Origin of the sequence: Actinoplanes palleronii, from assembly GCF_016862315.1 — a bacterium.
In the GTDB taxonomy this organism is placed as follows: domain Bacteria; phylum Actinomycetota; class Actinomycetes; order Mycobacteriales; family Micromonosporaceae; genus Actinoplanes; species Actinoplanes palleronii.
The window spans coordinates 99,414-124,350 of sequence record NZ_BOMS01000088.1 but is presented as its reverse complement, the minus strand read 5'-3'; the positions used below and the strand labels follow the sequence as shown (position 1 = coordinate 124,350).

26 protein-coding genes are annotated in these 24,937 nt (G+C 68.9%); 15 read left to right on the top strand and 11 right to left on the bottom strand.

All coding sequences use genetic code 11. From position 1 onward, the window contains the following. The first annotated feature begins 80 nt into the window (after positions 1 to 80). The 7 genes from Apa02nite_RS28150 to Apa02nite_RS28120 all read left to right on the top strand — a co-directional run bounded on the left by Apa02nite_RS28150 (position 81) and on the right by Apa02nite_RS28120 (position 5,657). On the top strand, positions 81 to 812 hold the full coding sequence (locus Apa02nite_RS28150) for a molybdopterin-dependent oxidoreductase (protein WP_203827674.1): 732 nt from the start codon (positions 81 to 83) through the stop codon (positions 810 to 812). Then, a complete protein-coding gene (locus tag Apa02nite_RS28145) occupies positions 796 to 1,410 on the top strand; it encodes a cytochrome b/b6 domain-containing protein (RefSeq protein ID WP_203827673.1) in 615 nt (204 codons plus the stop codon). The genes Apa02nite_RS28150 and Apa02nite_RS28145 overlap by 17 nt, the downstream gene beginning before the upstream one ends. A gap of 41 nt (positions 1,411 to 1,451) precedes the next feature. Further along, on the top strand, positions 1,452 to 2,744 hold the full coding sequence (locus Apa02nite_RS28140) for a serine/threonine-protein kinase (protein ID WP_203827672.1): 1,293 nt from the start codon (positions 1,452 to 1,454) through the stop codon (positions 2,742 to 2,744). 225 nt (positions 2,745 to 2,969) lie between these two features. Next, on the top strand, positions 2,970 to 3,545 hold the full coding sequence (locus Apa02nite_RS28135) for an NADPH-dependent F420 reductase (protein WP_203827671.1): 576 nt from the start codon (positions 2,970 to 2,972) through the stop codon (positions 3,543 to 3,545). 34 nt (positions 3,546 to 3,579) lie between these two features. Further along, entirely contained in the window at positions 3,580 to 4,188 is a 609-nt protein-coding gene (locus Apa02nite_RS28130; RefSeq protein WP_203827670.1) for a nuclear transport factor 2 family protein, read from the top strand. Positions 4,189 to 4,248: 60 nt separating this feature from the next. Then, complete coding sequence (locus Apa02nite_RS28125) at positions 4,249 to 4,677, top strand: hypothetical protein (RefSeq protein WP_203827669.1); 429 nt, start codon at positions 4,249 to 4,251, stop codon at positions 4,675 to 4,677. A gap of 668 nt (positions 4,678 to 5,345) precedes the next feature. Continuing rightward, a complete protein-coding gene (locus Apa02nite_RS28120; RefSeq protein WP_203827668.1) occupies positions 5,346 to 5,657 on the top strand; it encodes a MerR family transcriptional regulator in 312 nt (103 codons plus the stop codon). Between the two features lie 11 nt (positions 5,658 to 5,668). On the opposite strand, the gene Apa02nite_RS28115 is transcribed toward Apa02nite_RS28120, so the two are convergent. Next, the gene (locus tag Apa02nite_RS28115; RefSeq protein ID WP_203827667.1) at positions 5,669 to 6,862 is read right to left on the bottom strand and encodes a polysaccharide deacetylase family protein; all 1,194 of its coding nucleotides are present in this window, start codon (positions 6,860 to 6,862) and stop codon (positions 5,669 to 5,671) included. A gap of 413 nt (positions 6,863 to 7,275) precedes the next feature. Between Apa02nite_RS28115 and Apa02nite_RS28110 the strand changes: the two genes are divergently transcribed. The 6 genes from Apa02nite_RS28110 to Apa02nite_RS28085 all read left to right on the top strand — a co-directional run bounded on the left by Apa02nite_RS28110 (position 7,276) and on the right by Apa02nite_RS28085 (position 13,830). After that, complete coding sequence (locus Apa02nite_RS28110; RefSeq protein ID WP_239164630.1) at positions 7,276 to 8,688, top strand: pectinesterase family protein; 1,413 nt, start codon at positions 7,276 to 7,278, stop codon at positions 8,686 to 8,688. Continuing rightward, a complete protein-coding gene (locus Apa02nite_RS28105) occupies positions 8,688 to 9,521 on the top strand; it encodes a rhamnogalacturonan acetylesterase (RefSeq protein ID WP_203827665.1) in 834 nt (277 codons plus the stop codon). The genes Apa02nite_RS28110 and Apa02nite_RS28105 overlap by 1 nt, the downstream gene beginning before the upstream one ends. Before the next feature lie 68 nt (positions 9,522 to 9,589). Further along, positions 9,590 to 10,528: a pectate lyase family protein gene (locus tag Apa02nite_RS28100; RefSeq protein ID WP_203827708.1), complete on the top strand. Its 939-nt coding sequence runs from the start codon at positions 9,590 to 9,592 to the stop codon at positions 10,526 to 10,528. 341 nt (positions 10,529 to 10,869) lie between these two features. Then, the gene (locus Apa02nite_RS51265; RefSeq protein WP_239164622.1) at positions 10,870 to 11,619 is read left to right on the top strand and encodes a CAP domain-containing protein; all 750 of its coding nucleotides are present in this window, start codon (positions 10,870 to 10,872) and stop codon (positions 11,617 to 11,619) included. 270 nt (positions 11,620 to 11,889) lie between these two features. After that, positions 11,890 to 12,864: a hypothetical protein gene (locus Apa02nite_RS28090; protein ID WP_203827664.1), complete on the top strand. Its 975-nt coding sequence runs from the start codon at positions 11,890 to 11,892 to the stop codon at positions 12,862 to 12,864. Between the two features lie 6 nt (positions 12,865 to 12,870). Continuing rightward, positions 12,871 to 13,830 (top strand): hypothetical protein, encoded by a 960-nt coding sequence (locus Apa02nite_RS28085; protein ID WP_203827663.1) that lies wholly within the window; start codon positions 12,871 to 12,873, stop codon positions 13,828 to 13,830. 392 nt (positions 13,831 to 14,222) lie between these two features. Here Apa02nite_RS28085 and Apa02nite_RS28080 read toward each other — a convergent pair whose 3' ends face one another. Continuing rightward, positions 14,223 to 14,411, bottom strand: coding sequence for a hypothetical protein (locus tag Apa02nite_RS28080; protein ID WP_203827662.1), 189 nt, complete (start codon positions 14,409 to 14,411; stop codon positions 14,223 to 14,225). Positions 14,412 to 14,732: 321 nt separating this feature from the next. Between Apa02nite_RS28080 and Apa02nite_RS28075 the strand changes: the two genes are divergently transcribed. Then, entirely contained in the window at positions 14,733 to 14,909 is a 177-nt protein-coding gene (locus Apa02nite_RS28075) for a hypothetical protein (protein WP_203827661.1), read from the top strand. Between the two features lie 104 nt (positions 14,910 to 15,013). Here Apa02nite_RS28075 and Apa02nite_RS28070 read toward each other — a convergent pair whose 3' ends face one another. The 9 genes from Apa02nite_RS28070 to Apa02nite_RS28030 form a co-directional block, all read right to left on the bottom strand. Further along, the gene (locus tag Apa02nite_RS28070) at positions 15,014 to 15,970 is read right to left on the bottom strand and encodes an anti-sigma factor RsbA family regulatory protein (RefSeq protein WP_203827660.1); all 957 of its coding nucleotides are present in this window, start codon (positions 15,968 to 15,970) and stop codon (positions 15,014 to 15,016) included. Beyond that, complete coding sequence (locus Apa02nite_RS28065) at positions 15,967 to 16,779, bottom strand: MEDS domain-containing protein (protein WP_203827659.1); 813 nt, start codon at positions 16,777 to 16,779, stop codon at positions 15,967 to 15,969. The genes Apa02nite_RS28070 and Apa02nite_RS28065 overlap by 4 nt, the downstream gene beginning before the upstream one ends. Positions 16,780 to 17,372: 593 nt before the next feature. Next, complete coding sequence (locus Apa02nite_RS28060) at positions 17,373 to 17,816, bottom strand: Imm1 family immunity protein (RefSeq protein ID WP_203827658.1); 444 nt, start codon at positions 17,814 to 17,816, stop codon at positions 17,373 to 17,375. Further along, on the bottom strand, positions 17,813 to 18,064 hold the full coding sequence (locus Apa02nite_RS52410; RefSeq protein WP_373873064.1) for a DddA-like double-stranded DNA deaminase toxin: 252 nt from the start codon (positions 18,062 to 18,064) through the stop codon (positions 17,813 to 17,815). The genes Apa02nite_RS28060 and Apa02nite_RS52410 overlap by 4 nt, the downstream gene beginning before the upstream one ends. Before the next feature lie 475 nt (positions 18,065 to 18,539). Further along, a complete protein-coding gene (locus Apa02nite_RS28050) occupies positions 18,540 to 21,245 on the bottom strand; it encodes an ATP-binding protein (RefSeq protein WP_203827656.1) in 2,706 nt (901 codons plus the stop codon). A gap of 27 nt (positions 21,246 to 21,272) precedes the next feature. Beyond that, the gene (locus tag Apa02nite_RS28045) at positions 21,273 to 21,836 is read right to left on the bottom strand and encodes a hypothetical protein (protein WP_203827655.1); all 564 of its coding nucleotides are present in this window, start codon (positions 21,834 to 21,836) and stop codon (positions 21,273 to 21,275) included. An 80-nt stretch (positions 21,837 to 21,916) separates the two neighbouring features. Next, positions 21,917 to 22,267 (bottom strand): hypothetical protein, encoded by a 351-nt coding sequence (locus tag Apa02nite_RS28040; protein ID WP_203827654.1) that lies wholly within the window; start codon positions 22,265 to 22,267, stop codon positions 21,917 to 21,919. Between the two features lie 138 nt (positions 22,268 to 22,405). Beyond that, complete coding sequence (locus Apa02nite_RS28035; RefSeq protein WP_203827653.1) at positions 22,406 to 23,227, bottom strand: alpha/beta fold hydrolase; 822 nt, start codon at positions 23,225 to 23,227, stop codon at positions 22,406 to 22,408. 30 nt (positions 23,228 to 23,257) lie between these two features. Continuing rightward, on the bottom strand, positions 23,258 to 24,094 hold the full coding sequence (locus Apa02nite_RS28030) for an alpha/beta hydrolase (RefSeq protein ID WP_203827652.1): 837 nt from the start codon (positions 24,092 to 24,094) through the stop codon (positions 23,258 to 23,260). A 142-nt stretch (positions 24,095 to 24,236) separates the two neighbouring features. Here Apa02nite_RS28030 and Apa02nite_RS28025 point away from each other — a divergent pair, with 142 nt between their 5' ends. Then, positions 24,237 to 24,923 (top strand): nuclear transport factor 2 family protein, encoded by a 687-nt coding sequence (locus Apa02nite_RS28025; RefSeq protein WP_203827651.1) that lies wholly within the window; start codon positions 24,237 to 24,239, stop codon positions 24,921 to 24,923. Positions 24,924 to 24,937 lie beyond the last annotated feature (14 nt).

Sequence of the window (24,937 nt, the reverse complement as noted above, 5' to 3'; positions counted from 1 at the left end):
CGACGGAATTGACCGAAACGGGCACAGTGCCTTTGCGTCCTAGGAGGCTGGGTCAGAAGGATCGCAGTACCGTGGCGGGCATGAGCGCACCCGAGCCGGACAGCGACGACCGCGGGGGCCGGCCCGTCGGGCGGCGGATCGTGCTCGGCGTGCTCGCGCTCGGCGCCGCCGGGGTCGCCCTCGGCGCGCGGGTGCAGGACGCCACCGACGGGGCGCTGGCCGCCGTCGCCGCCAACGACCCGACCGGGCTGACCGGGCTGCTGCCCGGTGGCGGCGGGTTCCGCTTCTACTCGGTGGCCGACGCCATCCCGCACCGCTTCCCCGGCGACTACCGGCTCACCGTGGACGGGCTGGTCGAGCGGCCGGCGACGTACACGATGGATCAGCTGGCCGGGATGCCGCGCACCCGCCTGGTCCGCGACGTGCAGTGCGTGACCGGCTGGCGGGTGCCGCAGACCGCGTTCACCGGCGTGCTGCTCTCCGATCTGCTGGCCGCGGCCGGGGTCCGCCCGGGCGCCACCGCGCTGCGCTTCACCTGCTTCGACGGGGTCTACACCGAGAGCCTGACCCTGGAGCAGGCCCTCCGGCCCGACATGCTCGTCGCGGACCGGATGCGCGACGAGGCGATCACCGACGCGCACGGTGGCCCGGTCCGGCTCTACGCCGCGCCGATGTACTTCTACAAGTCGGCGAAGTGGCTGTCCGGCATCACGGTCACCGACCACGTCACGCCCGGCTATTGGGAGGAACGCGGCTACGACATCGACGGCTGGGTCGGCAGCTCGAACGGGCGTGGTGACGATCCCACCTGATGACACGCCGCTGCGCCGGTTCACCCCCGCCGAACGCTGGATCCACCGCGGCACCGCCGCCCTGCTCGGCACCACCATGATCACCGCCGCGTTCCTGTACCTGCCCGGGCTCGGCGAGATCCTCGGCCGGCGCGCCCTGCTGGTCACCGTGCACGAGTGGTCCGGGGTCCTGGCGCTGATCCCGGTGCTCGCCGGGCTGCTCTCGCGCGCCTTCCGCGCCGACCTGGCCCGGCTGAACCGCTTCGGCCCGCACGACCGTGGCTGGTTGCGGGCGACCCTGCGCCGGCTGCCGCGGCCCGCGGGCAAATTCAACACCGGACAGAAGATGTACGCGGCGCTGGCCGCCGGCGCCGTGCTCGTGATGACCGGCACCGGGCTGATCCTGTGGTTCCCGCACCTGACACCGCTGGTCACCCGGATCGGGGCGACGTTCGTGCACGACTGGGGCGCGTTGCTGCTGGGCGCGCTGGTGGCCGGGCACATCTGGATCGCCTCCAACGACCCGGAGGCGCGGGCCGGGCTGCGCACCGGGTTCGTGTCCCGCTCCTGGGCCCGGCACCATCACGCACTGTGGGAGCGCGAGGACCACGACGGGTGATCCCGTCCCACGTTTCGCTGCGGCCCCACGGGGCATCGAGCATGATCGTGGAGTCGCAGAGTGTGATAGCGGGCCGGTACCGGCTGCGAGAGCAGCTGGGCCGTGGTGGCATGTCGGTGGTGTGGCGCGCCGACGACGAAGTGCTCGGCCGCGAGGTGGCCGTCAAGGTCCTGTCGCCGGCGCTGGCCTCCGACCCGCTGCTGCGGCGCCAGATCCACGACGAGGCCCGCACCGCCGCGCGGCTGCACCATCCCGCTGTCGTGGCGGTGCACGACTACGGCGAGTTCCTCGACGCGGGGCGGCTTTCGTCGTACGTCGTGATGGAACTCGTCGACGGGCGCACCCTCGCCGACATGCTCACCGCCGGCAGCCTGCCGTGGAAGGTCGCCGTCCTGGTCGGCGCGCAGGTGGCCGCGGCCCTGTCCGCGGCGCACGCGGCCGGCATCGTGCACCGCGACGTCAAACCCGCGAACGTCATGGTCACCAGCGTCGGGGTGAAGCTCGTCGACTTCGGCATCTCGGCCATCGTCGGCGCGGTCGACGGGCAGAAGGGCCAGATCCTCGGCACGCCCGCCTACCTGGCCCCGGAACGCATCCGCGGCGCACCGGTCCGCCCGGCCACCGACGTCTACGCCCTCGGCCTGCTGCTCTACCTGGCCCTGTGCGGCCGGATGCCCTGGGACGCCTCGACGGTCACCCAGATGGTGCGCGCCCACGTGTACGCGCGCCCGGCACCACTGCCGGCCGTCCCCGGCCTGCCGGCACCGGTCGTCCAGCTGGTGACGCGCTGCCTGGCCAAGGATCCCGCGGACCGGCCCTCGGCGATCGAGGTCGCCGAGCGGCTGGGCGAGATCGCCGGACTGCCGTCGAGCCGGGTGATGCGCAGCGCGGTGGCCACGCCGACGCTGAACCTGACCGGCCCGGCGGTGCGCCGTCCCCGGCGGGGCCTGCTGGCCGCCGCCGCGGCCGTGGTGCTGATGACCGGCGGTGGACTGTGGTGGAACCTGGCCACCCCGGCCGACACCCTGGCCGCCACCGGCTCCGAGACGTCGTGCCCGGCGACCTGCCCCGGCAGCGCCGGCGTCAGCGCGACACCGGCCACCACGGCACCGAGCACGGCGCCGACCACGTCGCCACCGGTGAAAGCGGTCACGGTCCGGACCACCGCCACGGCGCGCCCGGACAGCCGCCCACGCCGGACGACCGGGACCGGCACACCGGCGCGCCGCCCGGCGCTGAACCCGCCGAAACCGAAGGCCGCCCCGGTCACCGCCCCGCACCCGAAGAAGCCGAAGAAGGCGAAAAAGCCGAAATCCGGGCACGGCCGCCGGTGACCGATCCGGGCCGGTCGCCGTCAGCTCGCCGTGGGTCCGCCCGGGCACTTTATCCAGCCGCCGTCGAGCAGCCCGTTAAGTCTCGGCTTCCGAGGCCGAGGTCAGCGGGCCAGACGCCCGTCTCTTCCCGATCGCCCTGTGAAACTTGCAACAACAATAGTTGTTGCTTCAACCTGAGTGTGCGCGCATGGTTGTAGCTACAACCAATTGATCCGGGAGGATGTCATGGCGCACATCAGCATCATCGGGACGGGCAACATGGGTCAGGCCATCGCGGGACTGGTCACCAAGGGCGGCAACACCGTCGAGACCGTCAACAGCGCGCAGACCGGCACCCCGGTCACCGGCGACATCGTCGTGCTGGCCGTCCCGTACAGCGCGGTGACCGACATCGTCGCGCAGCGCGGCGAGCAGCTCGCCGGGAAGATCGTCGTAGACATCACCAACCCGGTGGACTTCGCCACCTTCGACGGCCTGACCGTCCCCGCCGACGGCTCCGCCGCGGCCGAGATCGCCGCCCAGCTGCCGGACTCGACAGTGCTCAAGGCGTTCAACACCAACTTCGGCGGCACCCTGGTCGGCGGCAGCGTCGGCGCCGAGACCACCACCGTCCTGATCGCCGGCGACGACGCCGACGCCAAGGCCCTGCTCACCGGCGTGGTCACTGCCGCCGGACTCAAGGCCGTCGACGCCGGCGGCCTCAAGCGCGCCCGCGAGCTCGAAGCCCTCGGCTTCCTGCAGATCACCCTCGCCGCCGGCGAAAAGATCACCTGGACCGGCGGCTTCGCCGTCTCCCACTGACTCCTGCCGTTCAGCGACAACCGAGGAGATCGTCATGTCCGACCGCCGCACCCTGCTGCGCGACAGCGGCGCCGTCGCGCTGGGCGCCCTGGCCCTGGGCGCGTTCGCTCAGGGCTCGCCCGCCCTGGCGCACGAGGCCGTCCGCACCGCGCCGATGCCCGACCCGGCCGGCACCCCGGTGCCCAACCCGCCCTTCCCGCACGGCCTGAGCAGCACCGAAAAGGCACACCTGAAGGCCTTCGACGAGCTCGACTTCGACGTGTTCACCCACGCCGACTGGTCCCGGCTCGGCGAGAGCCACTCCCCCACCATCCGCGTGCACTGGCCCGACGGGCACTACACCGACGGCATCGACAAGCACATCGCCGACCTCGCCGCCATGTTCGTCTGGGCACCCGACACCCGGATCCTCGAACACCCGATCCGGATCGCGTTGAACGAGTTCACCGCCGTCACCGGCGTCATGCGCGGCACCTTCTCCCGCCCCATGCCGGACGGCAAGGGCGGATACATCGCACCGACCGGCAAGAAGTACGCCATCAACATGGCGACCATCGGCATCTGGAACAAGCGCAAGCGCTACATGGACGAGGAGTTCCTGTTCTGGGACAACCAGTCCTTCTACTCCCAGATCGGCCTGTAAACCAGGCGTGGGTGGGCAGTGAACAATGGCGGCGGCACGTCCGTCCGACCGAGGAGCACCATGAGCGGTCCCCAGCTGTCCACCCGACTGATCAGCGCGGCGGAGATCCCGGACGCCTTGCGCCCGGCTGCCGAGGCGGCGCTGACCGCCGGCTCGCTCTGCTGCCTGACCCGCGCCGAGACACCCCGCCGTTTCCGCCGGCCCACCGTCATGGAGGTGCTCTACCTGCTCGGCGAGAACCGGTTCACGGTCGTCACGGCGACCGCGACGGGCGTCGGCGTGGTCAGCACCGATCTGCGCGACCTGCGGGCCGGAACGTCGCTGAGTACCGCAGGTTTCGGCCTGGCGCAGCCCACGGCCGAGGCGAGCTTCTCCCTCTCCGGGCACTGGGTCGGCGGCAACCTCAACGACCGTGGCTCGCTGCGGATCCTGCTCGAGGGCAACGAGGACGGCCGGCAGTTCCGCACCCGGCTGCTGGCCTTGGCCTGAGCAATGTCAGGGCCCGGGAACCGCCGGCCGAGCGGAGGCGCCCCCGTCCTGAACTGCACGCCGGCGGCACCGGGGGTGGTAGCGGCGGCTCAGAAAATCTGTGCCGAACCTACTAGACTTTCTTGGCAGGACCGATTAACGTTTCTCCCGTTGACAGCAAAGATCGTTGAAGACGCAGACGTCGCAAGCCGAGCGTCAAGCAGGGCCCGGATGTTCGTGGCTCGCTCGGCACCGCAATGGAGTTCGCACTCCAGCAGGACAAGACCTTGACGTAACTCCAGGTCAAGGCGATGCAGGTAAGGCCGATGCACGTTCGGGGCTTTGCCTGACGCACGAATGAGCTGCTGTACGTGCGCGGGGCCATGACGTTGCGTGGGGTTCCGACACCAGCAGTACAGAAAATCGAAGCAGAGGAAAGGGAGGGTCGAACACCGTTGGATCGCCCGCCGTCAGGACGCAGTGCCGGTTCTGGGGTGGACACCGCAGTCTCCATCGAACGTGAGGTGGTCTCCGGTCACGCGTATGCGATCCTCGCACTCCACGCCGCTGAAGTTCGCGGCCGGTGCGGATACGACAAACCGACGAACCTGTTGGTAGATGGTGTAGTAAACCCGTAACCCTGGGCCCCGGCGCTTCTGCGCCGGGGCCCTCGTCATGGAGGTCCCTGTATGGCTCAACCGGATGACATGCTCGACGATGAGGATTACCCCGCCTACACGATGGGCCGCGCCGCGGAGATCACTGGCGCTTCGCAGGATTTCCTGCGCCGCCTCGACGAGGCGAAGCTGATCACCCCGTTCCGATCCGCCGGCGGGCACCGCCGCTACTCCCGCTACCAGTTACGACTCGCCGCACGGGCCCGGGAAATGGTCGACCACGGCACCGCCCTGGAAGCCGCCTGCCGGATCATCATCCTCGAGAACCAACTCGAGGACGCTCTCCGACACCACGAGAGCTACCAGCGCGCGGACGCTGCCTGACCTACGGACCGTCAGCCGGGTGGGGAGCGCATGACGTCGGCGAGTGTCATCACGCGGATCCCGCTCTTGCCGGCCACGTAGTCGACCAGCGCCGTGTGGTTGGCGATCGAGAACTGGGTGGATGTCGTGGGTGTGGTGACGATGTCATGGCAGCAGTACACGAGCAGCCCGCCGTGGTTGGCCACCCCGTCCACCTGGGCCTGCAGGGCGGACAGGGTGCTGTTGTTGTCGAGGGTGTAGCAGCGGATCGCGTACGAGTCGGCCGGCGGCACCGTTTCGGCGCTGTTCGCCGTGCTGGTCATGGCGCGGGCGTAGGACACCCCGGCACGCAGCATCTGCCGTTGCACCGCGGTGCTGAACCGGCCCTGCGGATAACAGTGCCCGATGAACCCGTCCGTCAGGTCGTTGTCGACCAGCCACTGCACGGTGTCGCCGATGTCGGTGTCGAGCTCGGTGGCCGACAGCGGATTGGTGCCGCCAGCGAAGCCCCTGTTGTGGGCGGTCGCGGTCATGGCGTGCGGCCCGATCTCCCACCCCGACCAGGTCCGCAGCTGTTTGAGCCGGGCGGTGCTCAGATAGGCGGTGTTCCCCGCGTCCGCGTCCTGCGCGCTGGAGACGATCGTGTACGCGGTGGCGGGCCAGCCGTACTTGTCGAGGTCGCGCTTCGCGATCGTGTACTGAGAGGCGTACGAGTCGTCGTAGGTGAAACACACGATGCCGCCGGCGGCGACCGGCCGGCGCTCGATCACTTGCACGGCTTGCAACCGCACCTGGCAGGTCGTGCCGCCGGCGGACAACGCCCGTAGCCGTAACGAGTCGACGGCGGCGAGGTTCGGGTTGCCGGTGACGGTCGCCGACTGCCAGGGCAGCGTGACCCACTTCCACTCGCCGTCCTTGAGCCAGCGGACGGCCGGGTCGGGGGTCTCCGATTGGACGTAGACATAGCCGAAGTTGGCGATCACACCGTCCGAGGACACGTACACATTGAGGCCCTTGAGATTGTCGGTCCCGTCGACGCGCACGAGTATCCGCAGGTGCTTGGCGCCGGACAGGTTCACCGACAACCCGGTCCGGGTCAGGGTCGAGGCGACGTTGTCACTGCGGGTGGTGATCGATGCGGACTGGGTGCCCAGGGCACAGGTCGTCGTGTCGTTGAGGTTGCTGGCGCTGACGTTCCCCGCAGTCCAACCGTGCCCGTTCTGCATCGACGTGACATGGGTGATGACTCGCGGATTGGCCGGGAGCGGCGATCCCGGAGCCAGGCCGGACGGCCCGAGCGTGAGCGCTGCGGCAGCTGCGGGTCGAGGTATCGACAGGCCGGTGACGGTAACCGCGCCGGCGGTCAAGGCGCTGCGTCGACTGATCGGAACAACCATCCGACCTCCCATGTCATTGAGGTCTGTCTATCACAGTTGTCGCGCCAGATCGCCCTTCGCGCATGCCATCCGGACGGCCACCGATCGACATGCGGCTATGAAATTCCGTGATTTCTGTGATCGGCGGCCGGCTGGCGCAACTACTAGGCAGGCTCCCCGGGTCGTCCTCGGCCGGGAGAGCCATCGATGACGCCTAGAAGGGACCTGCGATGTCAGGGATCAGAAGGAGAACGCGGTTGCTGGTGGCCGCCGTGGTGCTGGCCGTCCCCAGCGCCGTGGCCGGTTACGCGGCGCTCCCGTCGGAGGCGGCCGCAGCACCGGCCGCCGGCGTGACGTACCAGTTGGCGGTGACCAAGAGCGGCATGTGTGCCGACGTGACCGCCGGGTCGAAGGAGAACAGCGCGCTGTTGCAGCAGTGGGGCTGCACGCCGAGTGCCACCTGGCAGCAGTTCACGCTGGTGGCGGTCGGCTCGGTCTACCAGGTGAAGAACGTCAACAGCGGTAAGTGCATCGACGTGCCGGATCACTCCACCACCTCCGGCGTGCAGTTGCAGCAGTACACCTGTGTGTCGTCGCAGACCAACCAGCAGTGGAGGCTCACCGCGAGCGGCACCGGCACGTACCAGATCGTCGGGGTCGGCAGTGGACTCTGCGTCACCGACAAGGGCGCGTCGACCTCGTCCGGCGCCGCGATCATCCAGGAGACCTGCTCGGCCAACAGCAACAAGCAGTGGGCGTTCACCCCGGTCACCGGCGGCACCACGCCGCCGGCCGGCAGCCTGACCGTGGCCAAGGACGGCACCGGGCAGTACAGCACCGTGCAGGCCGCCGTCGACGCGGTGCCGGCGAACAACACCATCCGTAAGACGATCGCGATCAAGGCCGGTACGTACCGGGAGAGCGTGGTCATCCCGTCGAACAAGCCGTTCATCACCTTCCAGGGCCTGGGCTCGGCGCCGTCCGCCACGGTGATCGTCAACAACAAGCCCGCCTCGACGGCCGGCACCACCGGGTCGGCCACCGTCTACGTGCAGGCGAAAGAGTTCAACGCCACCAACCTGACGTTCAACAACGACTACGACGAGACCGTGGCGGCGTCGCAGGCGCTCGCGCTGGCCCTCTACGGCGACAGGGCGGTCCTCAAGAACGTCCGGGTCACCGCCGACCAGGACACCCTGCTGATCTACAACAGTGCGCGGGCGTACATCGCGAACTCGTACATCGAGGGGACCGTCGACTTCATCTACGGCAACGGCTCGGCGGTGTTCCACGCCTGCACCATCTACGAGAAGCGCAGCACCGGCGGGCCGATCACCGCGGCGAACACCCCGGCGGCCCAGACGTACGGCTTCCTGATCTACCAGTCGACGATCACCGGCGCCACCGCCGACACCACCCAGCTCGGCCGGCCGTGGGGCCAGGGCGCGCAGGTGACCTATCGCGAGTCGTCGCTGAGCGCCACCATCGCCACCGCCCAGCCGTGGGTCAACATGTCCACCAACACCTGGCAGAACGCCCGGTTCTACGAGTACAAGAACACCGGCGCCGGCGCGACCGTCAACAGCAACCGCACGCAGCTCACCGACGCGCAGGCCGCAAACTACACCCCGCAGAAGTACCTGGCCGGCACCGACGCGTGGAACCCGGTCGGCTGATGCCAACGCGTAGATCCGCGCTGCTGACCGCGGCCGCGGCGATCACCGCGGGGGCCACGTCCGGGCTCGTCACGGCGCGACCGGCCTCGGCCGCGACCGCCGTGCGCGTGTACGTCGCCGGTGACTCGACGGCCTCGACGTACGTCACCGGATACCGGCCGCGGACCGGATGGGGCCAGGCCCTGCAACTGTTCCTGACCCCGGACGCGAGCGTGGTCAACGTGGCCAAGTCCGGCGCCAGCTCCAAGAGCTTCGTCGACCTGGGCCGGCTCGACCACATCCTCGGCCTGATCAGGAGCGGCGACTACCTGCTCATCTCGTTCGGGCACAACGACGAGAAGACCGACGACCCGGCGCGGTACACCGAGCCGGCGACGACCTACCAGTCCTACCTGAGCCAGTACGTCGACAAGGCCCGGGCCAAGGGCGCGAAGCCGGTCCTGATCACGCCGGTCGAGCGGCGCCGGTTCACCAGCGCCGGGGTGGCCACCGCCTCGCACGGGGCCTACCCGGCCGCGATGCGCCAGCTGGCCGCGGCCAAGGGCGTGCCGCTCGTCGACCTGAGCACGTCCAGCATGGCGCTGTGGAACCGGCTCGGCGTCGAGGGCACCAAGGCGTGCTTCCTGTTCCTGAGCGCCGGGCAGAGCCCCAACTATCCGGCCGGGGCCGCGGACAACACGCACTTCCAGGCGCACGGCGCGATCGAGGTCGCCCGGCTGATCGGCACCGCCCTGCAGAGCCAGGCGGTGCTGCCCGCGGCGTACTTCAAGCAGCTCACGAACACCTCCATCCCGGACAGCAAGATCGTCTGGCCGGCCACCGCCCCGTACTGAATCCCCCGGAAGGATCCCCCATGTCCGCAACCGCACCTCCGGCCCGTTCCCGCCGCCGGCGCCGCGTCATGGCCGCCGCCGCGATCTCGGTGAGCGTCCTGGCCGCCGGCACGATGCTGGCCGTCGGCCAGCTCGACGCGTCCGCCGCGGAGAGCAGCCCGGTCGGTTTCGCCGCGCTCAACGGCGGCACCAAGGGCGGCGGCAGCAGCACCGTCGTCACCGTCAACACCGCCGCGGCGCTGAAAACCGCGCTGGCGTCCAGCACCGCGCAGACCGTCAAGATCTCCGGGATGATCACGATCTCCGGGATGTACACGGTCGCGTCGAACAAGACCGTCCTCGGCTCCGGGGCGAGCTCCGGCGTCACCGGCGGCGGTTTCAACCTCTCCGGCGTCAAGAACGTGATCATCCGGAACCTGGTCTTCACGAACGCCAGCGACGACGCGATCAACGTCCAGTCCGGCTCCACGAACGTGTGGATCGACCACAACGACCTGTCCAACGGCTTCGACGGCCTGATCGACATCAAGCGCGGCTCGGACTTCGTCACGGTGTCCTGGAACCACCTGCACGACCACGACAAGTCGATGCTGCTCGGCCACAGCGATGACAACGGCGCCCAGGACCTCGGGCACCTGCGCACCACCTACGTGCACAACTGGTTCGACGGCACCAACCAGCGCCACCCCCGGGTGCGCTTCGCCAACCCGGTCCACGTGCTGAACAACTACTACAGCAACATCGGTTCGTACGGTGTCGCCTCGGCCATGAACGCCGGGGTGTTCGTCGAGCGCAACTATTTCGAGAACGTCGCCAAACCCACCATGACCATCGGTGACACGAATCTGGGCAACATCAAGGTCCTCAACAACTACAAGGTCAATTCGGGTACGGAGCTGGTCCGCAACCCGGCGAGCGTCGCGGCGATCCCGTACGCGTACACGCCGGAAGCGGCCGCCAACGTCAAGGCCGCGGTGAAGGCCGGGGCGGGCACCGGCAAGCTCTGACCATAACCGGTCACGAACCCGGTCCGCCCCGCAGGCGGACCGGGTTCGGCGCGGATCAGGAGCGCGTGACCGACCAGCTCTTGATCCGCCGGCTCCGGTTCGGCGGCGGTGAGCCCTCGACGTCGACGTTGACGCGGAGCCCGGCTTCGAGGTGGCCGGGGGCCGCCGACGCCGTGGCATGGCTCGGTTTTGCGCGGTCCGGGCCAGGCGGGTCGTCGCGGCGAACCTCCTGCGGTGGCGCTTCAGGTGCCGACAGTTGCGGTTGAGGTCTTCTGCTCCCCCTGCGACCGACCCACCCGATCACAGCGGTGACCATGTCGACCGCAGAAAGAGGCACCCTCGTGACCCGGAAGCTCCGCCGCGCCGCCCTCACCGCCGTCGTCATCGCCACCCCGTTGTGCGCTGTCGCGGGCCCGGCGCTTGCGGCCTCCGCGGCACCGCCCGCCGCGACGGGTGTCGTCGTCACGAACCCGGGCCACCCGCACGGGCAGCCGAACCGGCCGGACGACCGCTGGCACCGCAAGCCAGCTTCCCGGCCCACCCCGCCCGCGACTCCCGGCACCTCCCGGCCCACCCCGCCGGCGACTCCCGGCGCCTCCCGGCCGACCTCGTCGCCGACGGTGCGGCCGACGACCTCCGCGCCCGGCCCCACGTCGTCACCGACCGTCACGCCGACAACGTCGACCGCGCCGCCGGCGACCTCGAACGACTTCGAGACACAGGTCGTCGCGCTGACCAACACCGAACGCCTCAGCAACGGCTGCGGCGCGCTGCGCATCGACAGCCGTCTCATCGCCGCCGCCCGGGCACACAGCAGCGACATGATCGCGCAGAACTTCTTCAGCCACACCGGCTCGAACGGCAGCGACTTCGTCGCCCGTGAGGTCACCGCCGGCTACCCGAAGAACGGCGCCTCGGCGGAGAACATCGCCTGGGGATACCGCACACCGCAGGAGGTCGTCACCGGCTGGATGAACAGCGCCGGGCACCGCGCGAACATCCTCGACTGCTCGAGCACCGCGGTCGGCGTGGGCATCGCCACCACGTCCATCGGCACGATCTACTGGACCCAGGACTTCGGCCGCATCTGATCCCGCCGGACGCCGAGAGAGATTGAGACAAATTCCATTTCGTACGATGGGACAGCCCGGTTCCGGCCGTGAAGCCCGCATGAAGTCGGCTCTCGCCGCGAATGCTCCCCACCGCAGCCGACCGGCGCGCAGCAATCCCGCTGTCGCCGGTGCGGCCAGGGCCCGGGCACCGATCCGCCGCACCGAGGGCCGCAAGTGAGGACCCCCTGCCGGGCCCGGAGCGGAGTTGATCTTCCGGACCGGGGGCGGTTGCACATAGGATCGGCGGCCGTGTGGTCGATCAAGAAGAACGAAGCCGATGATGACGACGGGACTCTGGAGTTCTGCCGATTCCTCGACGAGGAGGCCGAACTCCTGCGCCGGGCGCTTCGCCGGCGCGACTGGCCGACCGCCCGCGGGATCCTCGAGGCGGAGGATCCCGAGCTTCGCGCGTACTACTTCTCCGTCGCCGCGACCACCGTCGGGGTGGAACGGTGGATCACCGACGTCATCCGCGGCGAGCCGGACGCGACCCTGCCGCTGCTGCTGCGCGGTGCGGGCCTGCTGACCTCGGCCTGGGAACTGCGCCGGGACGGGCTCACCAGCACGATGAGTGACGCCGCAGCGCAGCTCTGGATCCGGCTCGTAGGGCAGGCCGAGGAATGCGTCGAGGAGGTGCTCCGGCGCGATCCGGGAAGTGCCGACGCGTGGACCTGGTCGATCGCCCTGAGCCGCGCGCGGAACCTGCCCGAGCCGGAGCGCCGGCGGCGGTTCCAACGGTTGGTGGAGATCGAGCCGCACCACTGGTTCGGCCACGAGCAGATGCTTCTCGCGCTGAGCCCGCGCTGGGGCGGTAGCTCGGAGTCGATGTTCGCGTTCGCCCGTACGCAATCTGCCGCCTGTCCCAGCACCCACATCCCGACGCTGATCGTGCTGGCGCACCAGGAGCAGTTCGTCCACCTGAACCAGCTCGCCGAGCCGGACGATCCGGACCGTGAGCCGCCGCTGTCCGACTGGGAGCCGGCCGAGGTGATGGACGAGGTCTGGGAGGCGGCGCAGGCCTCGTACTGGCACGACGACTATCCGATCTCGGTGCTGACGCCGATCGTGTGGAACACCTTCGCCTACGCGTTCACCTGGGGCGATTTCCACAAGCCGGCCTGGAGCCTGTTCGAGTCGATCGGCGAGGACTGGATCACCCGGGAACCATGGGAAACGATCAAGTTCTTCCGCCGCTCCCGCACCTACACCGAGAAGAATCTCTGATCAGTCATGTGGCCTTTCACGAAGCAGCAGGACGCCGCCCCCACGACCGTCGGGCTCGCGAAAGCTCCGGACCTCCAGCAGCTCAACCTGGGCCTGAAGGCCAGGGACTGGCCGGCGGTACGCGACATTCTCACCGCCGCCGACCCCGTGCACTTGATGTCGTACATGCTGCACGTAGCAAGCGCGGCAGGCGTGGAGGAGTGGATCCCCGACGTGGTCCGCGCCGAGCCTGACTCCACCCTTCCGCTGCTGGTCCGCGGCGCCCGCGCCGTCTACTGGGCCTGGGACGCCCGCGGTGGCGGCACCGCTGACACGGTCAGCCCGGAGCAGTGGAAGATCTGGTTCTCCCGGCTCAAACTGGCCGAGAACTGCCTGGACGAGGTGACCGACCGCGATCCGGGATGCGCCGAGGCGTGGCACTACCTGGTCATCCTGGGCCGGGCACGGCAGCTGCCGGAGCAGGAGCGCTGGCGCCGGTTCGACAAGCTCATCGCGATCGACCCGACTCACCTGTTCGGCCACCAGCAGATGCTGGAGAACCTGAAACCGAAGTGGAGCGGCAGCACCGAGGCGATGTTCGACTTCGCCCGGACCCGGGCTGCCGCCTGTCCCGGCACCGACATCCCGGTCCTCATCGCGGAAGCGCACCGGGAGCACCGGTGGTCCTCGGGCGACAACAAACACTTCCGGCGCAACGAGGTGGCCGGCGAGATCTACGCGGCCGCCCACAACTCGTTCTGGCACGACGACTACCACAGGTCGATCATGACCCCGCGGGTGTGGAACGAGTTCGCCTACGGCCTGACGATGGGCCGGTACTTCCGGGAAGCCTGCGCCGTCTACGACCTGATCGGCGACGACGAGTTCCGGACCACCCCGTGGCGCTCCGTCGAACGCTTCCAAGAGCTGCGCGACAGGGCCCGCGACAAGGCCGACGACCCGGACCCCGCGGACGACGACGACTGAATCCGTCGCTCCGGCCGGGCCGGCGGCGGCAGGCCGACCCGGCTGCTCAGGCCCCGCGGGCGGGGTGCCGGCATCGTCTTCGGGTGGATGTGGACGGCCCACCAGTTCGGCGGCGCGGTCGGCGCGGTCGGCGGCGGCTACCTGCGCGACCTGTTCGGCGGTTACACCGGCGTCTGGTCCGGATCCGCCGTCATCTGCCTGCTCACCGTGCTGCTGGTGCTCACCGTTCCGCGCCGGCCGGCCCCGCCGGACCAGGCCTCCGGAAGCCCGGAGCCCGTCCTGAGGTCGAAGCCCCCTGCGCCTGACCTCGGATGTCACGCCGGCGTGCTCGTCCTGGATTCCGGCTCGTTCACACCGCCGGCCCGGAGCCGCGCCGGGCCGGGCCGGGGAGGTCACTGCCATGCCTCGAGGGCCAGCCGTTCCGCCAGGATCTTCTTCACGTGTGAGGGCGGTAGCGGGCGGCTGACGATCCGGGACAGCGGCTGATCGGGATGGAGGCCGAGCCGCCGCAGGGCGCCCGCGTCGATGTCCAGGTAGTGCCGGCACCACCACCGGCCGGTCTCGTCGTTGCGGCCGCACATGAAGCCGCCGCGGACCTCGCCCTCGGTGAAAGGGTTCCAGTCGATGCCGCGGTCGGCCAGTCAACCGGCCAGGGAGAAACGACCGCCACCATCCGAGGAATACACCGACACCCAACCATTCATGCTCTCCATCGTACGAGGACGTTGCGCTGGCCGCGGCGTTCGGTGGCCGGCCAGGAGCTGCATCGACGCCTGTCATGTTCTCGTCGCCGGCTGGTCAGCCGTCGGCCACACCCGTGCCGCAGGCTGATCCGAACCGACCGAACGGAGCGGCACGATGACGCAGCCTGGTTTGCTGCCCACTGGCCGGATCGTGCGCTGATGTTCGGGCTCGGGATCGGCGCAGTCGCCCTGGCGTGGGGTGTCCTGGTGGCCTTCCTCGACCAGCCCGCCGCGCCGACCGGACGACACGTCGACAGGCTGTGCACGGGCTTGCTGATCGCCGGCGCGGCTGTCACGATCACCGGAGGCGTGCTCGCGGCGACCGTGCACTGGTGAACCCGGCTGCCGCGATCCGCAAGCGATCAGGCCGGCCCGGCTCAGCCGATAGTGACGTACGGGGTCCGACGCTGATCGATTGAGGGCCCCAGTCGCGGGCGCGGTCAGTGGTGGGGGTCGCCGGCGGTCAGTCGTACCGTGAAGCCGTCGTCGTGGCGGTAGAGGGCTACGTGGTTGCAGGACTGGTGGGCGATCCACAGCCCGAGGCCGCCGTTCGTGCCGTCGCCGGCGGGCACCAGCCCGGCGAACGGGTCTTCGGGGCCGGTGCCGGCGTCGGTGACCGTCACGACGAGACGATCGATGCTGCTCCACACCCGGAGCCGGACCGGGCCGGAGCCGTGCCGCTGGGCGTTGGCCACCGCCTCGCTGACCGCCACGACCAGGTCGTCCACCTCGGTGGACGCCAGGTGGCCCCGGTCGGCGCCGCGGACCGCCTGGCGGGCCTCGGAAAGAGTCGGGTCGATCAGCTCGGCGGCCGGCTCGCCGTCCAGCACGGGATCCGGGGTCGGCGGGTGACGTTCGCCCAGGTAGAGGTGCGGGTCGGTGAAGCCGGCGTTGGGTACGTTCCGTCCGTCCGGCAGGGCCGTCCAGGGATGCGTGCGCATGACATCGGCCAGTGCGGCCGGCGGTGTCGTGCGGGTGTCGTAGGCGCAGATGCTCCACAGCGGGAAATCGTCGTAGGCCCGGTTGATGGCGGACTCGTAGCGGGCCCACCAGTCCCAGGTCGCGCCGTGCGTGACCGCGGTCAGGTCACCGAAGATGCGGATCTGGGACGCGCCGGCGGCCACGTGGCCGGCCAGCAGCTTCCGATACGACCGGATGGCCGCGGCGGGCCGCTCGTACACCGCGCCACCCGGCAGGAAGATGACTGCGGCGCCCGCCGGTAACGCGTCCCGCACCAACTGCGCGTTGCGGTCGTTCAGGACCACCACGCTGGTTTCACCGCTCGCGGCGCCGCCGGTCAGGAAGGGCACGGCGAGCCCGAGCAGTTCGTCATCCGAGCCGAAGCACCCGGCCGTGTGGAAGTAGCCGGCGTGCCCGGCTGCGGCGCCCGTCCTCATCGCGCCATCTCCACACGTACGTCAGGTAGTTCGAGCAGCTCGGCGAGGTGAAGCGCTGAGCTCAGGCCGGTGCGGAGCACGACGGTCATCCGGCGTTCCTGTGCGTACCGCTGCACCAGCAGCAGCGATCTGTGGTCGATGAAGCGCAGCCGGCCGGCGTCCACCGTCACCTCGCCGCCGGACGGTGCCAGCCCGGTACGCCACAGGGCGCCGCTGAGGAGGTCCTCACTGGCCATGTCCAGCTCGCCGTCCAGTATCGCCTCGTCCTCGGTCGGGCCGGCGTGCAGCTGAAATGTCACACCGCTGGCGTGACTCGTCTCGTGCAGACACGCCAGTTCGGCGACCACCCGGTCGCCGAGTTCGGTCCGGTCGTAGGTGCACAGCGCACGCATCGGAGCGGTGTGCATGTATCGGCCGATGGCGTACTCGTAGCGGGCGAAGGCGTCGCGCTGCTCGGGGGTGCGCACCATGGCCGTGACGTCGGCGACCACCCGGAAGCCGCTGAACCCGTCGGCGAGCGCGGCGTCCGTCACGGCCGCGTACGCCGCGATCTGCGCGGCCGGATCGACCACCTGCCCGGCGGTGTAGGCGTCCTGCCACGGGATGATCCGCACCGGGTCGGGACGCGACGACCTCGGGCTGACGCTTCGCAGCCAGTCGGTGATGCCTTGCGACCGGGGGCGCGGCACGTACCAGATCCGTTCACCGGCGGCGAGCCCGGCGCGCAGGAACTCCTTGGCGTACTCGTCGAGGGCCTGGTGATCGCCATACGACCAGCACGCGTGGGAGGACTCGATCGCGGTGGTCATGCCGCGAGACTAGCCCTCCCGGATCATGGCGGGGACACGGCACGGCCACTGGTGCCTATGCGCCTCGGTGAGGTGCCTGGCCTGCGGGGCGATTTCTCCCGGGACCGACGATCGACGCGACGCAGAGGTCGCTGGTGGCGACAACCCCCGATTTTGTACGACCTGAGCACCGTGACGCCGGCACCGCCCCCGCAGTTGGGAGGCACCAGACACGGGAGGGTGTTCAGCACCCAGCCGATCGCATCGATCTCGCGACGGGCTCCCCGGTCGACTGGCATATATTGATCAGCGCGACGGCATCTGTGCTGGCGGTCAGTGACCGGCACATCTCCTACCGGGAGAATCGCGAGATCGCCGAGCGCCTGCAACCGGGCTCCGCGCAGGACTGTTTGCTCGTCGCGGGTGACGTGGGTGAGCTCATAACACCGCGATGTGGTGGCACCGGTCCACCGGCGCCACCACATCGCCCGCGCGACTCGGCAAGCCAACTGCCGATCGCACGATCCAATCGGCGCTGTGACCAGTAGTTGCCAAACTAGGCAATGCCTTTGGGTCGCGACCCTTCACCGTCACGATTGACGGGTCTTAATAGATCACCAGTATTCCAGTTTCTGCCACTCCACGCAGGTTGGACGCTTTCCACCGGAAAGCAGAAACTCCTTGACCGCTTGCCTAATCAAATCGAGAGGAACGCTCGATTTTTCTGGGAATTCCCGCCTATGCCCCATTATAAAATACATTTCAGCTTGCGCCAAACCCTCCCCGGATCCCAGTGTTACCTGGTTCCCATCAGCATCCATCCACGCCAATGCACCAAACCCCAGGACCGAATCAACTCCGACGAGAAGCTCGTGGTCGGGATCCCCATAGGCCGGCAAAAGTGGCCGATTCAACGAGTGGAGCTGCGCTAGATTGTGGTCATCCGGACCATTCAGCAGAGCATCCACCAATAAATCAATGCTCTCGGCAGTTTCCAGCAGTATCGGCCGCTCAGCATGCTCAGTCCGATATCTCGCTTCTGCCTTAAAATTTGTCATGGTTTTCCTTTGTAGATTCGTGATCGCCATTCATTCGCTACACGCCAATGAACTCTGAGGGTTTGATCGGAATCAAGTAGTTCTTCCAGCACATCGTCACAGCCAAGATTCTGAGGGCGGGGGCCAGTCGGATGATTGATTACTAGGTCTGCATCTTTAATCTTGTCCCTATTCATGATTGCGGTAAACTTCTGCTCTACGTCCACTGCCGTACTAGAGTTCGAAGTACCAGCCAGCCTACCCCGCAACCTAAGCCTGGCATTGACCTAGTTAATCAATGCCTGGTCAGGCCTACCCTTCCCGCCGCCACCACTAATCAAGGAATACGTATTGCCATTCCCGCCATATCCGGTCCCATACGTCCCCTTGCGCGGGTAAGTCCGAACATGTCGATCAGCCGGCCAGGGCCACCCGGGCGCGGCTGACCAGCGCGCTGTGCATCTCAGGCTGCTGATCCGCCGCAACCGTACGACCCGGTGAATTGTCAAGCCCCGAGTTTGATGTCTCCATCAAACCCGGGGCGGAACAGACTTGATGGCCCCGTCAGCCCCGGACACGGCACCCTGGGAGAAATCACCTTCAGTAGGTTGTAGTCCCCGGGAGCCCAGATCTGCCGTCCTTGCCGGCCAGGTCGGCCACCTGTTGTCGGCCCCGGTAGATGAGTCGCGGACCGTCGGCCTTTGCGGACGGCCTCTGCCCGGACGGCGCCTCGGAGCCGGCCCGTCACGAAGTGGTGGGCAGGGTGAACTGGATGCGGGTCCCGCCGCCGGGGTTGTCGGTGGCGGTGATAGTGCCGCCGTGCCGGTTGACGACGCGGTGGCAGATCGCCAGTCCGAGGCCGGTGCCGGTGTAGTTGGTGTGGGCGGCGGCACGGTGGAAAGAGGTGAACACGTGGGGTTGGTCGTTGATGGGAATGCCGATACCACGGTCGGCGATCTGCACCCGGGTCCAGCCCTCACCATCGGGTTCGGCAGAGACGTTGATGCGCGCCGGTTCTCCGGCCGGCGTGTACTTGATGGCGTTGCCGATGAGGTTGTCCAGCAACTGGCGGGTCATCGCCTTGTCCACGTCGACGATCGGCAGCGGCGCCGCGACGATGTGGGGAAACTGATCGCGCCGGGCGCCGGGCGCGACGCGCAGATGCGCGGTGCGTTCGGTGATGACCTCGGCGACGAGGGCGTCCAGGTCGACCGGTTCGCGGTTCAGACGCCGGTCACGGGCGGTGGCATAGGACAGCAGGTCCTCGATGAGCCGGCGCATGCGTTGCACCGCGCTGGCGACCCGGGACAGGGTGGCTGCCAGCGACACCGGATCAACGCCGTCGGTGAGGTCCTCGGTGAGGATGTCGACGAACCCGGCGATGGCGGCCAGGGGCGCGTTCAGGTCGTGGGCGACCACGCCGGCGAACGCCTGCAAGTCGGCTTCGCGTTCCCGTTGGGCGGTGACCTCGTAGGAGGATGCGACCGCGCCGATGATGTGCCCACACGCGTCGTGCAGCGGCCGGGCATCCACCAGCAGGATCCGCCGGACGCCGCCGGGCAGCGGCAGCGTCAATTCGGCGCCGTCGACCTGTTCTCCGGCCAGGGCACGCATCAGGGGGATGTCCTCAACGGCGATCAGCGCGCCGTCACTACCGCGTATTCCGGCCCGGGCGACAGCGTCGGCGATGGTGCTCGGCCCGTCGCCGGACATCAGGTTCTGGCGGGCGATGCGGTTGGACTGCACGATCGTGCCGGTGGTGTCGCAGGCGAGGACGGCGACGTCGATGGCGTCGAGGATCTGGGTCAGGTATGCCTTCTGGCCGGCGAGATCGTCGCGGGCGGCGCACAGTGCGATCTCAGCGGCTTTGCGGTCGGTGATGTCGTGGAACACTGCCACCGCACCGGTGCGACCGTCGTCGGTTGGCATGGGACGGGCGGAGACGGTGACCACGATGCCGTCAGGGTGCGCAGGGTTGCGGAGAACCATCTCGATCTGCTCGGTGGATTCGCCGGCCCGGGCCCGCACCAGCGGTAGTTCGGCGTTCGAAAAGGCTTCCTGACCGTCCAACCGGTATGCACCGAAATGCGCCGCCGGACGCTGCGTGTTGCCGAGTTCGGTACCGACGCCGACAATGACCCGCGCGGCGGGGTTGCGCAGCAGATATGCCCCGTCGGCGTCGGCGACCACGACTCCGTCGCTGATGCTGTCCAGAATCGTGGCGAGCAGGTTTGCCTGGCGGCGGGCGGCGGTTTCCGCCGCGGTCAGGTCTCGGGTGGCGCGAGCGACCAGTCCCCGGGCGCGGGCGCGACCGGTGGCCAGGACCCACACCAGACCGGCCAGCAGCAGGCCGACCACGATACCGACGCCTTCCACGAGGCGGGGCAGGTTGGTGGTCCCACCGGGTAGCCCACCGGCTGACGCTTGAACGCGCAGTTGCCAGCTGCGGTCGGCCACCCGCACGTCAACGTTGTTCGCAAGGTCGCGGGGTCCGGACATGCTGGCACGCTGGGTGGCGACGAGAACATCGACGCCGGCGGCGTTCTGCGCGCGCAGCGTCACGTCGAGCAGGTTCTGCGATTCCCGGTCCAAGGTGGCGCCGACGAAGTCACGCCCCCGCACGCCCATCAGCACCCAGCCGAGAAACGGGCGGTCTCCCTGGGCGTCGGGTGGTCCGTGAACCGGGGCGGTCAGCGAGAACGACGGCTGGCGCCGCTCAGGCGGCAGACCCTGATCGATGATCAACTGATAAGGCGTCGAGATGGTGACCTGCCCGGTGCGCCGGGCCTCGGCCAACGCCTGGGTCGGCGCCGGCGCCTGTGTGATGTCCACACCGGAACGGGGCGTGGTCATCGCATCCAACGGATTGTTGAGCACCGAGAAGATGTGCTGACGGGCAGCGCCCGAAGGCAGGAGCGTCAGTCCCGGCACACCCCGGGATCGCCACAGCGCCTGCACCGAGGTCAGCTCCGCGTCCGTGACCGGTACGAGGAACACGATGGACGTGGCCCCCGCCAGGCGCATCTGCTCCAGCGGCTGTGTTGCCTGGGCGAACTTCGACGCGGTGAGCGTAGTGAATGCCCCGGCCGCCGCCGCGACGGTGCGGAGCGTGTCCACGTAACGGCGCGTTTCGCCCGACACCGCCTCCACGACGAGGCTGGTCCGGCGAGCGAGTTGCTGTTCGGCCGCGTCGTGCTGGCTTCGTGCGACCACTGCCCCCACCCCTACCGACAAGCCGGCACAGCCGAGAGCCACCAGGATTGCCAGCGCCGCCGCCGACCTCACCCCGGCCCAGACCCTGCTCGCGACGGTCCGCACGCTGTCACGATCGGCTACCGCGGCTGCAACCTGAGCCGGGCCGGTTCCGGACAGGGAGCTGGCATACCACGGGGTGGGGTCCCCGATCGCGTACGGCGTCGCGCGAGTCCACTGATGGAGTTCCAGCAGCACGACGTGAACGTGCAGGGGCAACACGACTTACTGCTGCAACGCGCGCACCGCTGACTCGTCGCCGAGCTCCGACAGGACCGGGATCGTCCGCGCGCGCACCATCGTGTTCTGCGGATCGACGGCCATCGCCGCCCGCAACAGGTCGACCGCCGCGCCGGGCTCCGCGCCGTCAGCGAGATCAACGTACCCGGTCAGGGCCTCGCGCCGAATCGTCTCGCGCGCCGGCACGATCCACGGCCAGTCGTAGCCGGCGGCCAACTCCCCCGCATACCCGTCCACGACCACCTGCTGCGCTCGCAGCCGCTCCGCCGTCGTGATCGCGCGCTGCACCCCGGCGATCGCGGCCTGCAGCTGACATACGTCGACGTCCACCGCCTCGGTCAGCCGGTACCGGCTGTGCTCATGCCGGATCAGCTCACCTACGTCCGCGGCGTGCACCGTGGAGAGCACTTCGAACCCGCGCGGGCCGCGCCGCAGCTCGCTCGCCTCCGTCGTCGCACCCGTATCACAGACCAGTACGAACGCCCCGACCGGCAGCTGTTCCCCGTCGAGCAGCCGCTGCCCGGTCGCCGCGACCGGCGCCTCGACCATCTGCGGCAGCCCGAGCCCGGCCTGGTGAGCGGCCCGGCGCAGCCAGGTGCGTCGGCGCGGCCCTCACCCGGCGGGCACGGTCATCCGTACGTCGCGGGCACCGCGCCGAGCAGCCGGATCACTTCCTCGCTGACCATGAGCAGGGTCGCGGCGACCAGGTCACCGACCTCGACGTCACGCCCGTGCCAACTGACGGTCCCGGTCCCCTCGGCCAGCGGCGCCCCGACGAACCCGTCCGGATCGACGGCCGCCAGCCGCCAGGCGGCACTGCCCACGGTGATCCGCCCGTGCGCGTCGACGTGGGCGGCACTGGACGGCTCCGCATTCCCGTCGATCAGAAACGGCTGCCAGGACTGCCCGGGCGTGACCACGACCGTGCGGGTGCAGGCGGTGCCGTAATCGATCGCCAGCCGCGGCACTCCGATCTGCATGGAGGACATACAAACAGACGTTCGCCAATACGTCAGCCTCATTGTCGATGACATCCTTCGGCCGACTCCCCAGTCGGTTTGCGACAAACGTGTCGATGCCCGCGTCCGATAGCCGGACGCGGGCATCGACCGGGTAGATCAGTTCTTGAGAAAATCGAGCAGGTCGGTGTTGAAGGCCTGTTCGAAGTCGCCGACCAGGCCGTGGGGTGCGTCGGGGTAGATCTTGAGGGTGCCGTTCGGGAGTAGTTTGATCGATTCGAGGGCGGAGGCCTGGATCGGGACGATCTGGTCGTCGTCGCCATGGGCGACCAGGACGGGGATGTCGATCTTCTTGAGGTCCTCGGTGAAGTCGGTCTCGGCGAACGCTGCAATGCAGTCGAGGGCGCCTTTGAGGCCCACCTGCATGCTCTGCAGCCAGAACTCCTCGCGTTTGCCTTCGGAGACCTTCGCGCCGGCGCGGTTGAAGCCGTAGAAGGCGAGGCTGAGGTCGCGGTAGAACTGGGACCGGTCGGCGGTTACGCCGGCGCGGATCGCGTCGAAAGCGTCGATCGGCAGGCCGAGCGGGTTCGCCTCGGTTTTGAGCATCTGCGGGGGCACGGCGCCGAGCAGTACCGCCTTGACGACCCGGCCGGTGCCGTGCCGCCCGAGGTAGCGGGCGACTTCGCCGCCCCCGGTGGAGTGCCCGATCAGGACGGCGTCTCGAACGTCGAGGTGGTCGAGCAGTTCGGCGAGGTCGTCGGCGTACTGGTCCATGTGGTTGCCGTTCCACTCCTGGCTGGAGCGGCCGTGGCTGCGGCGGTCGTGCGAAATCGCCCGGTAGCCGTGTTCGGCGACCAGGTTGACCTGGTTCTCCCAGGCGTCGGCGTTGAGCGGCCAGCCGTGGCTGAACACGACGGGCTGTCCGGCGCCCCAGTCCTTGTAGAACTTGGTAGCGCCGTCTTTGAGGGTTATCGAGGGCATGCGGGTTCCTTGTCCGGGCAGGGAGGATGGTCAGACGAAGCGCTGAATGAACTGCAGGGCGGTACCGGCAACTTCCCGCCAGCCGGCGTCGATGGTCAGCGCGTGGCCACGGTCCGGGATGCGGACGATCTCGGTCAGGCCCGGGTTGTGCGCCTGCTGCTTGTAGGAGGCGTTGGCGATCGCCCACGGCACGGTGTGGTCGAACTCGCCGGAGACGACCAGCAGCGGCCCACGGTCGGGGTTGGCGGTGTCGACCTTGGCCTCGGTCCAGGGGTTGAAGTTCGCGGTGGCAGCCTGGAACAGCGGTGCGCCGGGCGCGGGCACGGCATACGTCGTATACAGCTCCTTGGCCTCGTCCTCGCTGACCGCGTTGCCGAATGCGTAGCGGAACTGCTCGTAGGTCAACGGGACCGCTCGGTGGACGTTGGCCGGGTTGGTCAGTACCGGGGCCGAGGAGCGCAGTGCGGACAGCGGCAGCGGCAGCACGCCGCGGAACGGCGCCGGGCTGATCGCCACCGCGGCCACGCCCAGGCCCCGGCCGGCGAGGATCTGGGTGAGCAGCCCGCCGAAGGAGTGGCCGACAATCGCGGGCTTGCAGTCGAGTTTGCCGATCAGGCCGGCCAGGTGGTCGGCGATCTGCCCGATGGTCTTGTTGGCCATGATCTCCGGGTGGGCGTTGGCCTCGGCGACGGTGTCCGGGTCGTCCGGCCAGGACAGGGCCACCGGGGCGTAGCCGGCCTCGGCGAACAACTGGGCCCACCGGTCCCAGCTGCTCTGCAGCAGCCAGAGTCCATGAACGAAGACGACCGGCTGGAGACCGGAAGAGTTGGCCTGTTCGATCTGAGCAAGGTCTGACGTGTTTTGCATAGATCAACGCTAGAAAGGTGACGGCTTCTTGGAACCCGACGACTGACTGCACCTGTCGCGGCGCGGAATGCAGTCAGTCGTCGGGTGCGCGGCGGTCGCGTCTCGGCGAGGCTGAGGCTCCCCACTCTTGAACGGAGCTGCCGTGCCCGACGCCGTTTTCGGCCATCAGTACGTTAGCGATCTGGGGGAACTGGTCCTGCTGCTCGACTTCGAGTCGGCCTCAGCGCTTACCGTCACCGTTCTGGAGGGCGGCGGCATCGCGGTCGCCGGGCAACGGGAACGAGTCGACGTCACGATGGCCGAGGTGCGGCCGGGTCTGTACTTCACCACCTGGCAGAACCGGGCAGGTGCGACGGTCACGCAGATGCAGGACTTCGTGAACGCGATGGTGCGCGCCACGCTGGCGTTACCGGACGGGAGGTGCCTGGTCATGACGGGCTCGCTGCGGCGTACGGACGACACCGAGCCGTCGCCCGGTGCCGGCACCACGGTGCGCAAGCAGATCGCCCGGCAGGCGATGCGAGAACTGCTGGCCGGCCGGATCGCGGATCTGGACCGCTACTGGACACCGGGCCACCGGGACCACGCCCTGCCCGCCGACGGCCATGAGGGGCTACGCGCATTCGCGATGAGCGCTGTGGGCCGTCGATGGGAGCCGGTCCGGATGATCGCCGAAGGGGACATGGTCGTGGCCCACGGACGACTCACCGCGGACGGCGCACCGTCGATCATCGTGGTGGACCTCTTCCGGTTCGAGGGCAACCGGATCGCCGAGCACTGGAACGTCGCGCAGCCGGACAGTGCCGAAGGCGACCGGCCGATGCTCTGAGTCTCGGCACTACG